General features: G+C 63.9%; 14 protein-coding genes and 1 pseudogene. All 15 read right to left on the bottom strand.

The window, feature by feature from the left end; translation table 11 throughout:
* Positions 1 to 131: 131 nt before the first annotated feature.
* A complete protein-coding gene (locus tag KI810_RS00940) occupies positions 132 to 1,541 on the bottom strand; it encodes an NADH-quinone oxidoreductase subunit N (RefSeq protein WP_214173612.1) in 1,410 nt (469 codons plus the stop codon).
* Positions 1,538 to 3,028: a complex I subunit 4 family protein gene (locus KI810_RS00945; protein WP_214173613.1), complete on the bottom strand. Its 1,491-nt coding sequence runs from the start codon at positions 3,026 to 3,028 to the stop codon at positions 1,538 to 1,540. The genes KI810_RS00940 and KI810_RS00945 overlap by 4 nt, the downstream gene beginning before the upstream one ends.
* A complete protein-coding gene (gene nuoL / locus KI810_RS00950; protein WP_214173614.1) occupies positions 3,025 to 4,884 on the bottom strand; it encodes an NADH-quinone oxidoreductase subunit L in 1,860 nt (619 codons plus the stop codon). Before nuoL ends, KI810_RS00945 begins: the two co-directional genes overlap by 4 nt.
* A 121-nt stretch (positions 4,885 to 5,005) precedes the next feature.
* Complete coding sequence (gene nuoK, locus KI810_RS00955; protein ID WP_214173615.1) at positions 5,006 to 5,314, bottom strand: NADH-quinone oxidoreductase subunit NuoK; 309 nt, start codon at positions 5,312 to 5,314, stop codon at positions 5,006 to 5,008.
* 83 nt (positions 5,315 to 5,397) lie between these two features.
* A pseudogene (locus KI810_RS00960) lies at positions 5,398 to 5,880 on the bottom strand (NADH-quinone oxidoreductase subunit J family protein); the annotation flags it as partial.
* An 84-nt stretch (positions 5,881 to 5,964) separates the two neighbouring features.
* Complete coding sequence (gene nuoI / locus KI810_RS00965; RefSeq protein ID WP_214173617.1) at positions 5,965 to 6,495, bottom strand: NADH-quinone oxidoreductase subunit NuoI; 531 nt, start codon at positions 6,493 to 6,495, stop codon at positions 5,965 to 5,967.
* 68 nt (positions 6,496 to 6,563) lie between these two features.
* Complete coding sequence (locus KI810_RS00970) at positions 6,564 to 7,034, bottom strand: ankyrin repeat domain-containing protein (protein ID WP_246525105.1); 471 nt, start codon at positions 7,032 to 7,034, stop codon at positions 6,564 to 6,566.
* Positions 7,035 to 7,085: 51 nt separating this feature from the next.
* Positions 7,086 to 8,078 (bottom strand): NADH-quinone oxidoreductase subunit NuoH, encoded by a 993-nt coding sequence (gene nuoH / locus KI810_RS00975; protein ID WP_214173618.1) that lies wholly within the window; start codon positions 8,076 to 8,078, stop codon positions 7,086 to 7,088.
* Between the two features lie 55 nt (positions 8,079 to 8,133).
* Positions 8,134 to 9,426, bottom strand: coding sequence for an NAD(P)/FAD-dependent oxidoreductase (locus KI810_RS00980; protein WP_214173619.1), 1,293 nt, complete (start codon positions 9,424 to 9,426; stop codon positions 8,134 to 8,136).
* A gap of 22 nt (positions 9,427 to 9,448) precedes the next feature.
* Complete coding sequence (nuoG, locus tag KI810_RS00985; protein ID WP_214173620.1) at positions 9,449 to 11,374, bottom strand: NADH-quinone oxidoreductase subunit NuoG; 1,926 nt, start codon at positions 11,372 to 11,374, stop codon at positions 9,449 to 9,451.
* Between the two features lie 9 nt (positions 11,375 to 11,383).
* Positions 11,384 to 11,953 (bottom strand): zinc ribbon domain-containing protein, encoded by a 570-nt coding sequence (locus KI810_RS00990; protein ID WP_214173621.1) that lies wholly within the window; start codon positions 11,951 to 11,953, stop codon positions 11,384 to 11,386.
* Positions 11,953 to 13,224, bottom strand: coding sequence for an NADH-quinone oxidoreductase subunit NuoF (gene nuoF / locus KI810_RS00995; protein WP_214173622.1), 1,272 nt, complete (start codon positions 13,222 to 13,224; stop codon positions 11,953 to 11,955). The genes KI810_RS00990 and nuoF overlap by 1 nt, the downstream gene beginning before the upstream one ends.
* Positions 13,225 to 13,337: 113 nt before the next feature.
* Positions 13,338 to 13,676, bottom strand: coding sequence for a DUF488 domain-containing protein (locus tag KI810_RS01000; RefSeq protein ID WP_214173623.1), 339 nt, complete (start codon positions 13,674 to 13,676; stop codon positions 13,338 to 13,340).
* Positions 13,677 to 13,773: 97 nt separating this feature from the next.
* Complete coding sequence (locus tag KI810_RS01005) at positions 13,774 to 14,082, bottom strand: c-type cytochrome (RefSeq protein WP_214173624.1); 309 nt, start codon at positions 14,080 to 14,082, stop codon at positions 13,774 to 13,776.
* A gap of 48 nt (positions 14,083 to 14,130) precedes the next feature.
* Positions 14,131 to 14,463, bottom strand: coding sequence for a c-type cytochrome (locus KI810_RS01010; protein ID WP_214173625.1), 333 nt, complete (start codon positions 14,461 to 14,463; stop codon positions 14,131 to 14,133).
* Position 14,464 lies beyond the last annotated feature (1 nt).

A 14,464-nucleotide genomic window follows, 5' to 3' on the forward strand; every position in this document is an offset into this window, starting at 1 on the left:
CTTTTCTGATTGGCTGTGATGTTGCTTTTGGCTCACTTTCACCTATGATACGTCCGGCGGGTGTCCGCTGCCGCTCGGTCTTTTCCCTTCACTCCCGAGCCCCCCTCCCTCCATTTGAAACGGGTTATTGATCAAAAAAGTGCGGCCTCGATGATCGCCATGAGCGGCCCGGGGTAGATACCAAGCAGCATGATGACGAGGGATGCAACGACAAGGGGGACGATCTCGACGGAAGTCGGCCGGTTGGCGGTTATCTCTGCCGTGACGGAATGGAGATAGAGATTGACCACCACCCGCAGGTAGAAGTAGACGGAGACCACGGCGGTGAGGATGCCGAGTACGGCAAGCAGCGGTTCACCCCCCCGGAGGGCGGCGGCGAAGATGAAAAATTTCCCCATGAACCCGCCAGTGGGAGGAATCCCCGCCAGGGCGAAGAGGGCAAGGGCAAGAACACCGGCAGTGAACGGCCGCCCATAGCCGAGACCACGGTACTCCTCGATGGTCTCCAGGTCGTCCCTGCCGCTCAGGGAGGCGACGGCGCCGAAGGCGACCAGGTTCATGGCGGTGTAGAGCACGACGTAGAAGGCCGCCGCCCCGTACCCCTCCCTGCTGCCGGTGAGGAGCGCCAGGGTGACGTATCCCATCTGGGCGATGGAGGAATAGGCCAGGAGCCGCTTGATGCTCTGCTGGCGGAGCGCCGCCAGGTTCCCCACCGTCATGGACAAAAGGGCGAGCCACCAGAGCGGACCATGGAGGGCCGGGATAAGGCCAGCCGGGCGGAGTAAAGTGATAAGAAAGAGGACGGCCGCCCCCTTGGAGCCGGTGGAGAGGAAGGCGACCACCGGCGGCGGTCCCCCCTGGTAGACGTCGGGAGTCCAGAGGTGGGCGGGGACGAGGGACATCTTGAAGGCTGCCCCCGCCAGGATGAGCCCCCACCCTGCAAGGGCCAGGGGGACGCCGGCAATGCCCCGCGCCGCACCTGCCATGGCCGGAACAATTTCCAGCGTGCCGGTGGCGGCGTAGATGAGGGCGATGCCGAAGGCGATGAATGCAGCGGAGATTGCCCCCAGCAGCAGGTACTTGAGCCCCGCCTCGGCCCCCCTGTCGCTCCCTTTATCCATGGCGACCAGGATGTAGAAGGCAAAGGTAAGCGCCTCCAGGCCGAGGAAGAGGGTGAGGAGGGTGCTGGCGGCGGCGAGCACTGACATGCCGAACAGCGCGAAGAGGATGGTGGCCGGGTACTCCTCCCCCCGGATGCCCCGCCGCTCGTTGAAATCGTGGGAGAGGAGGAGGGTGACAGACGCGGCCAAGGCAAAGACGACCGTGAAGAGACGGGCGAGCGGCGTCAGGGCCACTCCCAGTTGGGGGAGAGCTGCAACAGCAGGAACCTGCAGTGCCCAGAGTGCAGCGCCCAGACAGGTCGCCACCGCCACCCCGGTCAGGTAGCGCCCCGGCACGACAGCCCCCAGCAGGAGCACCAGCACGCTGCCGCAGGCGATGAGCAGAAGCGGCATAATTGTCCAGAGATCAGCGACGGTCATGGAGCTACCCCCGTCAGCAATGCCACCGGCACCTTGAGCAGGTCGAGGAGCGGCGCGGGGTGGACCCCCAGGTAGATGGCTATCAGTGCCAGTGCCGCCAGGACCGACCCTTCCCGAATTGTAAGGTCGGGAATGGCCAGGGGACGGCGCTCTTCGACGAACAACACCTGCTGCACCAGGCGGACCGTGTAGATGAGCGGCAGCACAATGCCGATGAAGCCGATCACCACAGCCAGGGGGGTGACCCGGAAGGCCCCGGCCAGGATGAGGAATTCCCCCACAAAATTGTTGAGCCCCGGCAGTCCCGCCGACGCCATGGAGAAGAGGAGGAAGAAGAAGGCGAGCATGGGGGCCTTCCCCCACACCCCGCCGTAGGCGGCGATCTCCCGCGTATCGGTCCGTTCGTCCAGCATCCCCACCAGGGCGAATAGGGCGCCGGTGGTTATGCCGTGGTTCACCATCTGGAGGACGGCACCGGAGAGCGCCACGGGGGACCAGACGGCGATTCCGAGCGCCACGAACCCCATGTGGCCGACGCTGGAGTAAGCGACGAGCCGCTTCATGTCCTCCTGGGCGTAGGCAACCCAGGAGCCGTAGACGATGCCGATGACGGCCAGTGTGATAAGGAGCGGGGTGACCGCCTTCGCCGCCGTGGGGAAGAGGGGGTAGCCGAAGCGGATCAGCCCGTAGGCGCCGGTCTTCAGGAGCAGCCCCGCCAGAATAACGCTCCCGGCAGTGGGTGCGTCGGTATGGGCGTCGGGGAGCCAGGTGTGGAGTGGAAAGACGGGCACCTTGATGGCGAAGGCGAGGAGGAAGGCGGCAAAAAGCCAGAGTGAGATGCCGGGGTCGATGCCGGTACCGATCAATTGATGGAGGGCGAAGGTGTAGTTTCCTCCCTGGTTACCATGGAGGAGGTAGATGCCGATAATGGCAAGCAGCATGAGGAGCGAACCGGCCATGGTGTAGATGAAAAACTTGACCGCCGAGTAGATGCGCCGGCCGTGCCCCCAGATGCCGATGAGGAAGAACATGGGGATCAGCATCACCTCCCAGAAGAGGTAGAAGAGGAACAGGTCCAGCGCAAGAAAGACCCCCACGATGCCGCTCTCCATGACGAGGAGCATGAGGTAGTGGAGCGGCACCCGCTCCCTGATCCCCCGCCAGGAAACGAGCATGGCGAGCAGCGTGACGAAGGCGGTGAGGACCGTCATGAGGAGGCTGATGCCGTCCATCCCCAGGGTGTAGCTGATGCCGAACCGCCCGATCCAGGTGTAATCCTCCCAGAGAAAATACCCCGCCGGCGCTCCCTGCGCCGCCTGCATCCCCGAGGCGGCAAACAGGAGCCACCCCGCCAGAGCCAGTTCCACCAAGGCGCAGCAAAGTGCGAACCCCTTCGCCCACCGGTCCCGCCGCCAGAAGGGAAGCAGGGCAAATGCTCCCGCCAAGGGGAGGAAGACGAGGATTGTGAGAATAGGATATGCCATCACCACACCACCCACGCCAGCCACCCCAGGATCAACGCCAGCCCGGCAGCGAAGCTCGTGATGTAGAGCGACACCCGGCCGTTGGTCCAGCTGCCGAGCCCCTGGCCGGTCCTGCCGAGACCGTCGGCCAGCCGATCGAGGGAATCGTCGATGACCCCTTCGTCCACCCGTGTCCAGAGGAAGCGGGAGAGCGCCTCGTAGGGGCGGATGAAGAGAATGCGGTAGAGGTTATCCAGATACCAGCCGTTGAGGAGGAACGCCGTCACGCCGGTCGGCTCCGCCTCGGCTTCCACCAGCCGCTCGGCGCGCCGGGCTCCGCCGTACCGATACCGGGCAAGGGAGAGACCAGTCAGGGCCACAAGGGCGGCTATTCCCTGGAGAACCAGCTCCTCGCCGTGGGAAACCTTCACCCCGGCCGTCGCCAGAAATTCCCCGAGCCACCCCTTCCCCAGATACTCCGGCAGGTTGAGGATACCGCCGAAAAGCCCGAGCAGGGCAAGGGGGACGAGCATCCACTCCATGACCCGCGGCAGGGTGTGGGGATGCGCCCCTTCCCCCCCGAAAACCAGGTAGACCATCCGGAAGGTATAGATGGATGTCAGGAGCGCGGTGAGGAGTCCCAGCAGGTAGAGCCCGCCGTAGAGGCCACCCCCTTTCTCCCACACCGCCAGGAGGATGGCGTCCTTGCTGAAGAAACCGCCGGTGAGTGGAATGCCGGCAAGACAGATAGCACCGGCCAGGAACGGCCAGAAGGTGCGCGGCAGGGTCGTTCGCAGCCCCCCCATCCGGAAGATGTCCTGTTCGTGGTGGAGGGCGGTGATGACGCAGCCGGCGCCAAGGAAGAGGAGCGCCTTGAAGAATGCATGGACCAGCAGGTGGAAGGTGGCGGCGGTGATGGCGCCGCAGCCGACCCCGAGCACCATGTAACCGATCTGGCTGATGGTGGAGTACGCGAGCACCCGTTTCAGGTCCCGCTGGGCCAGGGCACAGGTGGCGGCGTAGAAGGCGGTGAGGCCGCCGGTAAGGGCGATGGCCGCCTGGACCGTGGCCGATGTGCCGATGAGAGGGAACATCCGGGCGAGGAGGTAGACCCCGGCGGTGACCATGGTGGCGGCGTGGATCAGGGCCGAGACCGGGGTCGGGCCGGCCATGGCGTCGGGGAGCCAGACGGTGAGGGGAAGCTGGGCCGATTTCCCCATGGCCCCGGCGAGAAACAGCAGCCCCAGGGCGGTGACGACCCCGACCGGCATGAGGAACCCCATCTGGTTGATCTGGCTGATAGAGACGGTCTGGAAGAGCTGGAAGCACCAGACGATGGCGATGCCGAAGGCGGTGTCGCCGATCCGCGTCACGATGAACGCCTTGCGGCCGGCGGTGGCGTTCTTCTCCTCCCGGTACCAGAAGCCGATGAGGGCGTAGGAGCAGAAGCCGACCCCCTCCCACCCCAGGTAGAGGAGCGGCAGATTTTCCGCCAGAACGAGCACGAGCATGGCAAAGACGAACAGGTTGAGGAGGGCGAAGAAGCGGGCGTAGGACGGGTCATCCGCCATGTAGCCGACGGCGTAGAGGTGGATCAGGCCGCAGACGAAGGTGATCATCAGCACCATCACCAGGGAGAGGGAGTCGAGGTAGAGGGTGATGGGCGCCCGGAAATCGAAAGCCGCCAGCCAGGAGGCAAGCTCCACCGTCTCCGGCCCCCGGTAGGCGGCAAAGGCCAGAAGCGCGCAGACAAACGCCCCCCACACCATCCCGCAGGCAAGGGTCTCCGTCAGGCGGCGCGGGAGCTTCCGGCCGACAATGGCATTGATGGTGCCACCCAAAAGCGGCAGCAAAAGTATGAGGGCAAGGTAGAGTTTCATGTCAAAGCTATTAACCACAGAAGACACGGAGGTTCATGAAGGAAAACAAAAACGGGTTCTTGTCTTTGAATATGGTTTTCCTCATGCCTTTTCTCCGTGTCCTCTGTGGTAAAAATTGCTTTCAACCTTTCATCTCGTTGAACTCATCCACATTCACCGTCTTCTTCCGCCGGTGCAGGTAGACCACCAGCGCCAGGGCGAGGGAGACCTCGGCTGAGGTCATGGCCATGATCATGAGGGCGAACACCTGGCCATCGGCCATTCCCCAGTGTCCCGCACCGCCGACAAAAGCGAGCATGGCGGCGTTGAGCATGATCTCGATGCCGATGAGGAGCATGATGACGTTCGACCGCCAGACCAGGACGCAGACGAGCCCCAGGGCGAAAAGGACGGCTGCGAGGATGAGCACGTGGACCAGGGGGACGATCATACTGTCTCCTCCTCACGTGCAGCACCCCCCTCACCCGGTCTTCGGCCACCCTCTCCCTCAGGGAGAGGGGCTGGGGGTGAGGGTCTCCGCCTCCCCAGGTAGAATGCTCCGACAAGCGCAAACAGCAGCTGCATGGAGATGATCTCCACGGCGATGCCGTACTTCTGGAACAGGGCGCGGCCGAATTCCCGCACGCCGATGACGGAAACGCCCGCCGTCATCGCCGCCGGGCGGCTTGCAGCCAGGACGACGACCGCACCGGCGATGACCGCTCCCAGGACGAGCGCCGGCCACCAGTCCCCCATGCCGGGACGGGCGGCCTTTTCCGGGTGCCCCAGGTCGAGCATCATGATGACGAAGAGGAACAGCACCATGATGGCGCCGGCGTAGATGATCACCTCGAACACCGCCACCAGCGGCGCGCCCAGCAGGTAGAAGACCACCGCCAGGGCGAAGAAGGAGGTGACCAGGTAGACGATGGCATGCACCGCATGCTTCTCCGTGATGGCGAAGAGGGTGGCGATGACCGCCACGGCGGCCAGTATGTAGAAGAGGGTCGCTTCCATGAAGCTCCTGGGGACTAGGTACTAGGCTCTAGGCAATAGGTTGACACCCTGATGCCCAGAGCCCAGCGCCGAGTGCCGGAAGTTTTACGGCAGTAAACTTTTCACATCCACGGTTGGCTCCTCGCCGGGATTTCCCCCCCGCGGGTTCACCACGCCGATACCGGCATGCCGGTAGAAATTATACGCGGAATCCTTGCCGCAGCTGTCGATAAGGAGGTCTTCCTTCTCGTAGACCAACTCCATGATGTCCCGTGTGCAGATCTCGTAGTCGGGTGTCATCTGGATCGCCATGGTGGGGCAGGCCTCGGCGCAGAGACCGCAGAAGATGCAGCGGGAAAAATTGATCCGGAACCAGGCGGCATAGCGGCGTCCGTTTTCTCCCTCGACGGCCTGCATGGAGATGCAGTCCACGGGACAGGCGGCGGAGCAGAGGTAGCAGGCGACGCAGCGCTCCCCCCCGTCCGGATCGCGGGTCAGCACGATGCGGGCACGGTAGCGGGGAAAAGGGGTCCGTTTTTCTTCGGGATACTGGATCGTGACGGGACGACGGAAGATGTGCTTCCAGGTGGTCCAGAAGCCGGTGCCGAGAGCTTTGATGTCGGTGAGGAGAGGCATGGGGGACGCTCCGTGCTTGACGCAAAAAGGGGCGGGATGCCCGCCCCTTTCCGGAACATGTTGCGCTATTATGCGGTTGCTTCTTTCGCCCGTTGTGCTTTCTTCAAGAGGGCAAGGGCAAGGGGGTGATCGTTGTTTTCGGCATAGGTCATGGCGGTGGTACCTGCCAGAGTCTTGGCGTTGACATCGGCCCCGTTGTTGACGAGGGCCTGGACAGTATGGTTGCATCCGTAAATCGCGGCAAGCATCAGGGGGGTATGCCAGTCCCGGTCACGGGCGTTCAGGTCGGCGCCGCTGGCCATGAGGAGGTTCACCACCTCCACCTTGCCGTTGGCCGCTGCGTAGTGGAGGGCCGTCTTTCCTTTGGAACTCTTCGCGTCCACCTCGGCCCCGCGGTGGAGCAGGTCCTTGACAGCGTCCACGTCTCCTTCCTTTGCCGCATCCATCAGAGGTGTGTGTCCGTTCTTGTTGACCACATTGACGTTCTGCATAGCACTGTCCCCCTTTCTGTTCATGCTGCCCGTTGCGATCTCTGTCATAGCCCCCTCCTTCTTATGGTGACATCTTCAGCACAAGATGGGTAAACCGGTTCAACGGAGCATCAGCCACCAGCCGGTAACAAGTATATTGAGCAATGCCAGGGGCGTCAACACTTTCCAACCAAAATGCATTAATTGGTCGTATCTCAGCCGGGGCAGGGTACCGCGCATCCAGATGAAGAAGAAGGCGAAAGCGAGTACTTTCAGGGAAAACCAGGCGACGGGGGGGAGAACGGGGCCGTGCCAGCCGCCGAGAAAGAGGGTTGTCGCCAGCCCCCCCAACACGATGATGTTGATGTACTCGCCGACGAAAAAGAGGCCGAAGCGCATCCCCGAATACTCGGTATGGAAGCCGGCCACCAGTTCCCCCTCCGCTTCCGGGATGTCGAAGGGGACCCGCTTGCACTCGGCGGCGATGCTGACGAGGAAAATGACGAAGGCAACCGGCTGATAGAGGATGAACCAGCCTCCGGCCTGGGCGTTGACGATGTCGGTGAGGCGGAAGGAGCGGGCGAGCATCACCACCGGCACGAGGGAGAGCCCCATGGAGAGCTCGTAGGAGATAAGCTGGGCCAGGCCGCGGATGGAACCGAGGAGGGCATACTTGGAGTTGGAGGCCCAGCCGCCGATAGCCACGCCGTAGACGGCGATGGAGGAGAGCGCCATGAAGAAGAGGAGCCCCACGTTCAGGTCGCTCACCACCATTGGTATCTCCCGCTCCAGAAGATGGAGGGGAGCCCCGAAGGGGATGACGGCGAAGATGAGGATGGCCGGAATGGCCGCCATGGCGGGGGCCAGGTAGAAGAGCCACTTATCGGCACCCGCCGGCCGGACGTCCTCCTTGGCAAGCATCTTGATCAGGTCGGCCAGCGGCTGGAGGAGCCCCAGCGGCCCGACCCGGTTCGGCCCCTTCCGGTCCTGAATCCAGGCGAGGATGCGCCGTTCGGCATAGACCAGGTACGCGGCCAGGGTGAGGATAACGAAGAAGACCAGGCCGAGCTTGACGGCAATGATGGCTATGTCGGCGGCAAGGGTTTGTGTCATGGCAGTTTTCACTCCGCTTCAGTTCCGCGCATGGCCGGTTATGGCAAGACGGATGCTATCGGCCGTCGCCCGAGCGTCCCCGTTTGTAGAGGCGCCAGTCCGGCTGGGTGATGAGGCGGGCCCCCCGCTTGAAGGTGAGGTAGGACCATCCCCACTGCAGAACCACCATCAATCGGTTGGCAAAGCCGGTAAGGTAGTAGATGTGCACCAGAAGCCATGCCAGCCAGGCGATGAATCCGGTGAACCTCATTTTCCGGAACTGGCCGACCGCCTTGCTCCTGCCGATGGCCGCCATCATCCCCTTGTCCAGGTAGCTGAACTCCCGCCGCGGTCTGCCCGCCAGGTCGCGCAGGATGTTGCGGGCGGCGGAGCGCCCCTGCTGGAGCGCCACCGGCGCCAGGCCGGGGTAGGGATTCCCCTCTTCATCGAGGCAGTGGGCCTGGTCCCCAACCACGAACACCTCCGGATACCCCCTGATGTTCAGGGTCCGCTCCACGTGGACCCTCCCCTGGGGGTCGAGGGGGACGCCAAGCCCCCTTCCCAGCGGGGACGCCTCGACCCCGGCTGCCCAGATGACCGTTGCTGCCGGCACCGACTTCTCGCACGCCTCGATGCCGTTGGCATCCACGGAAGTAACCAGGCAGGAGGTCCAGACCTGCACTCCGAGCCTTGCCAGGGAACGGGATGCGTTATCCGCCAGGGGCTCGGCGAAGGCCCCGAGGATCCGTGCCCCCCCTTCGACTAGGATGACCTGGCTCATGCGGGGATCGATGGAGCGGAAATCGTGGGCGAGGGTGAAACGGCTCATCTCGGCGATCGCCCCCGCCAGTTCCACGCCGGTCGGCCCTCCCCCCACGACGACGAAGGTGAGCAGCTGCCGGCGGCGCTCCGGGTCGTCGGTGCACTTCTCCGCCTCCTCGAAGGCGGTAAGGACCCGGCGGCGGATCTCCGTCGCCTGTTCCAGGGTCTTGAGACCGGGGGCGTGGGGTTCCCACTCGTCCCGGCCGAAATAGGCATGCTGCGTACCGCAGGCCAGTATCAGGTAATCGTAGGGGAGGGGGTCGTCCCGGGTCACGACCTGCCGTCGGGGGAGGTCGATGGTGACAACCTCGTCGAGCAGCACCCGGACATTGCGGTAGCGCGCCAGCATGCTCCGGATGGGGGAGGCAATGTCCGACGGATTGAGTCCGGCCATGGCCACCTGGTAGAGAAGCGGCTGAAAGAGGTGGTAATTGCGGCTGTCGAGCAGCGTTACCTCCACCCCTTGCACGTTGCCGAGCACCTTGGCGGCATTCAGTCCGGCAAATCCCCCGCCGACGATGACGACCCTGCAGACCGGCTCTGTCATGACCTTTTGCCTCCCCTGCCGGTTACATCACCCGAACCCCCTCCCCTTCCGGGTCGAGGTTACGTAACCCTTCCCACCGGCCGCTTAACGGCTCTTCAACCTTCTCCCCCCCCAGCCGTTCGATGAGCGCGGCGATCACCCGCCAGGCGGGAAGCGCTTCCCCCCCCGGCGGCGTGCTGCGATGCACGCGGGGGGGGTGAAACGGTGCCGGCTTGTGAGCGGAGGCATGATAACGCTCCGGGAGCCCCTTGATGGGGAGCCCCGCGTGCATCGTCCGCCTGAACCGCTGGGCTCGCCCCTCGTTGTTGACGAAGGTCCCGTCCATCTCTACCCAGGCCGTGGTGGGGAGGACGATCTGGGCCTTGCGGACGGCGACGGTCGGGAGCCAGTCGGCGGCAACCACGAAGGGAACACTGGCCAGCAGTTCCTCCGGGATGTCCCCCTCCAAGGCGATGATCCCCTTGACCCTCCCCGTCGCCACCCCTTCCGCCAGGGAGCCGGCACCGTGCTCCCGGGAGAGGAGCGTGGCGGCGAAGGCGTTGGGGCCGGGAAGGGTGTAGGTGAGCTTCGTCCCGGCGGCTGCGGCAGCCTCAATGGTGGCCATCTCCGCCGTGGCGGTCCCGCAGATGACCACCGGCTGCTGGAACCGGTCGAACGGCACGTCCGCCAGCGCCTCCAGCGGGGTGACCTCCACGTCGAGCGCCTTTGCCACTCCCTCCCCGTAGTCACTCCCAACCATGAAGAGCCGAGCCCCCTTCCGCCACGCCTGGCGTACGGCCAGCGCCAGCATCGGCCCCTCAGCCAGAAGGTCGCACGCCATGATCACGACGGCATCGGCGCTCCGCACATCGGCCTGGGAAGCGGCATTCTCCTCCGTCAGCAGGCTGACCGCCGCGGCCACCCGATCCCCCTCCCCTGCGTCGGCAAAGTAGGAGAGGACCCCGGCATCGGCGCATGCCGCAAGAATCGGCAGGAGCACGCTCCCCTCGAGCGCAAGCCGGGAAGAACCGACCACCGCTACGCTCCCCTCCCCATGGAGGTCGAGGAGTTCGCCGAGGCGGAGAACCAGGGCATCCAGCGCTTCATCCCACCCCGTTTCCTGGCCGTCCACCAGCGGCACCCGCGGCCGTTCCGGGTCGTTCACCGCCCCGTTGGCGAACCGCCCCCGGTCGCAGATGAAATGACCGTTCACGGCGTCGTTGGGGCGGGCCATGGTCTTGAGCAGTTCCCGGTAGCGGGCGGCAGGTACCGTGTTGCAGCCGAGGGAGCAGTGGGGGCAGACCGACGGGGCCAGGTCGTAGTCCCAGTAACGGGCCCGGAAGCGGGCGGTCTTGTCGGTGAAGACCCCCGTGGGGCAGATGTCCACCAGATTGCCTGCGAAGGAGGATTCCAGCTCCCCCTCGACAAACCGGCCGAAGTAGACCCGCCGGGCACTCCCCATGACCCCGAAGTCGCGACCGCCGGCATATTCCTGGTAGAAGCGGGCACAGCGGTAACACTGGATGCAGCGGTTCATCTCGTGCTCGATGTGGGGACCGAGATACTGGTTGACGTGGGTCCGCTTCTTCCCCCCGTATCGGCGGATGCCGTGCCCCCCCGCGATGGTGTAGTCCTGGAGCAGACACTCCCCCCCCTCGTCACAGACCGGGCAGTCGTGGGGATGATTGAGCATGAGCCACTCGATGACATTGCGGCGCATCGCCCGGGCATCGGCATCGGTGGTGGAGACCACCATCCCCCCCTGGGCCGGGAGCATGCACGACATCTGGATCCCCTTCACCGGCCCGTCGAGACACTTCACCGCACAGACCCGGCATGCCCCCACGCTCCCCAAGGCTGGGTGATAGCAGAAATGGGGAATCCATATCCCCATCCGCTTCGCCGCCTCCAGAACGGTGGTGCCGGCAGGCACTTCAACTTCGATGTTGTCGATGGTCAACTTCGGCATAGAGCTTTCTTAGAGGATGATCACCCGGGGAGCCTCCCCCTTGTCGTACTGCAGGGCCATGACCAGGCTTCCCCAGCCAAGGGTCAGGATAATGCCGACCCCGAAAAGCAGCGCCCCCACCGCGATGAAGATACCGCCGATGAGCACCGCCAGGAGCCACCCCACCAGATCCGCCTGGATCTGCTGAAGGCTCCAGCGGAAGGCATCCATGAACTTCATCTTCCGGTCGATGATCCCGTACATGCCGGGGGCCACCACCACCGACAGGGCGAATCCCGCCAGCTGGCCAAGGAGCGGCAGGTGGTTCAGGGCAAACTGGGCGACGATGACAAGCAGCAGGTAGACGAGGAGGTCGCCGAAACAGTCCCAGGCGCGGAAGAGGTCGCCAACTTCCGCCTTCTCTCCCCGGGCTATTTTCAGGATCGCCCGGGTGTAGCCGGCAACGAATCCCACGTTGGCAACCGGTATCCAGACGACACAGATGAAGACGAGTGAGATGATGAGAAGGTTGCTGAAGCTGCCCGTCCAGAGGCGTGTCGCCCGGTTGACGAGCCCGCCGAAATCATCGTTTTCCGCCATTACATGCTCCTTTTGAACGGGCACCGCCCCAGCGTTATGTGCTCCCGGATTTCATCCTCGAACAGCCGCAACAGCCCCTCCACCGGCCCCATGGCGCCCGGCGCCAGGGGACAGAAGGCGTAGTTGAGATACTGCACATGCTCCCGGAGCATGCCGATATGTTCCTCCGCACCACGCCCCGCCTCGATCTCCTCCAGTATCCAGCGCACGTAGGGAAGCCCTTCCCGGCAGGGGGTGCACCAGCCGCATGACTCCCGGGCATAGAAGGAGATGAGGTTCAGGGTTGCCGCCACCATGCAGGTCGCCGTGTCGAAGACCACGACCCCGCCGGTCCCCAGTCGCGAGCCGGCCTTGGCCACCGCGTCGAAATCCATGGGGACGTTGAACTGCTCGGCGGTGAAGAAGGGGGTTGATGCCCCACCGGGGATGCACGCCTTGAACTCCCGCCCCGGCAGCATCCCGCCGCAGGGACCGTCAATGATCTCCCCCAGGGTGATGCCGAGGGGAAGCTCGAAACAGGCGGTGTTCCGGACATGGCCGCTGATGCAGAAAAGCTTGGTGCCCGACGCCTCGGGGATGCGCGCCAGCCCCTTGAACCAAGCCGGTCCGTGGGCGACTATGGCGGGGATGTTGGCCAGGGTCTCCACGTTGTTCACCACCGTCGGCCCACCCCAGAGCCCCTTCACCGCCGGAAAGGGGGGCTTGGCACGGGGGTTGGCCCGCCTTCCCTCCAGGGCGTTCATGAGGGCGGTCTCCTCGCCGCAGATGTAGCGGCCGGCGGAAACGTGGACGTCGATGTCGCAGGAAAAGCCGCTCCCCAGGATGTTCTCCCCCAGCAGCCCCGCATCCTTCGCCTCGGCGATGGCCCGCCGGAGGTTGGCCGCCGCCGTCTCGTAGCCGCGCCGGATGAAGATAAAGGCATTACGGACGCCGATGGCGTAGGATGCCAGTACCATCCCCTCCACGAGAGAATAGGGGTTCGCCTCCAGGAGCACCCGGTCCTTGTAGGTCCCCGGCTCCATCTCGTCGCAGTTGCAGATGAGCCAGCGGGGGCCGGGAAGGTCGCGGGGGACGAAGGACCATTTCTTCCCCGTCGGGAAACCGGCCCCACCCCGGCCGCGCAGGTTGGCGTCGATCACCAGTTGCTGCACGTCATCGGGAGAGAGCTCGCGGAGTGCCTTCCGGAGAGCGTCGAAGCCCCCCTCGCCGGCATATTCGGCGAAGGTGACCGCCCGGCCGGGGCGGTTATGGCGGAAAAGCACCTGTTCCATCAAATCCTTTTCTTTTACCACAGAGGTCACGGAGAAAACCGAAGGGAATCAAAATCATTTACTTTGGTTTTAACTCATAAAAGATTTTGTTTTTCTCTCCGTGCCCTCTGTGGTTAATCAAGCAGTTCTTTCAGCACCATCGCGTTGTTGTGCTCTTCATCCTTCGCCCCGTAGAGGAGGGTGACGGTCCCCTTTTTCGCCGTGACGCGGAGCGTTGCCAATGTTTCGGCGTGGGATTGCAGCTCGGCACGGTACCGTTCCCGGAATTCCTCCCACTTCGCCGGGTCATGGCCAAACCATTTCCGCAGCTCATCGCTCGGCGCGATCTCTTTCAGCCAGTCGTCGAGCCGCACCGCGTCCTTCGCAATCCCCCGCGGCCAGAGGCGGTCCACCAGCACCCGCCGCCCGTCTTCCGACGCTGGTGGGTCGTAGATGCGTTTGATCCTGATCATGGTGACGGCACCCCGTAGTTACTGAATCCACGGGATGCCCGTTCCCCATGGATTCGCGTTCAGGGCACCCGCGAGGGGTGCCCTACAGTCGACGATTCTACTTGAAGGCCTTCAGGATGTATTCCGCCACCGCCTTGGCATCTTTTTCAGGCAGCGCCTTGGCATCGAACTTGGTCATGCCGGGGCCGGGATTGCGCATGTACTTGACCAGAGCCTTGGTGGTATTCAGCTTGTTGGCGGCCAGGTCCTTGCCGCTGAGGGTCTTTTCCTTCTTCATGATGTTGCCGCCGTTCGGATGGCAGGCCATGCATTTCGCCTTGAAGACATCTTCGCCCGACGCGAATGCCGTTGCGGCAAACAGGGTGACTGTGGCGAGGGCCGCTGCTACGGTAGTGAAACGTTTCATCTCGTACCTCCTCTGGTTGGTTTTCGGTGCAGATGCACCGGCTATGGCTTACTTGAATGTCTTGAGAACATAGTCAGCGATCGCCCTGGCTTCCTTGTCCGACACGGTCTTTTTGTCGAATGCCGTCATCCCGGGGCCCGGCTTGCGCATCGTGGCGATGATATCCTTGGCCGTCTTGATGCCGTTCGCCTCCCGATCCTTCTTGCTGAGGGTCTTGGCCGGATTAACGATGTTGCCCCCGCCCTTGTGGCAGACCGCGCAGTGCTCCTCGAACTCCTTCTTGCCGTCGATCTTCTGCCCTTTCTTCGTGTCCGCGTAACAGGTGGTGGCGAAGGCCGTCAGTGCAAGCATGCAGGCAGCGGTCAGTACTCGTTTTTTCATG

The sequence above is a fragment of the Geomobilimonas luticola genome (assembly GCF_018476905.1).
In the GTDB taxonomy this organism is placed as follows: domain Bacteria; phylum Desulfobacterota; class Desulfuromonadia; order Geobacterales; family Geobacteraceae; genus Geomobilimonas; species Geomobilimonas luticola.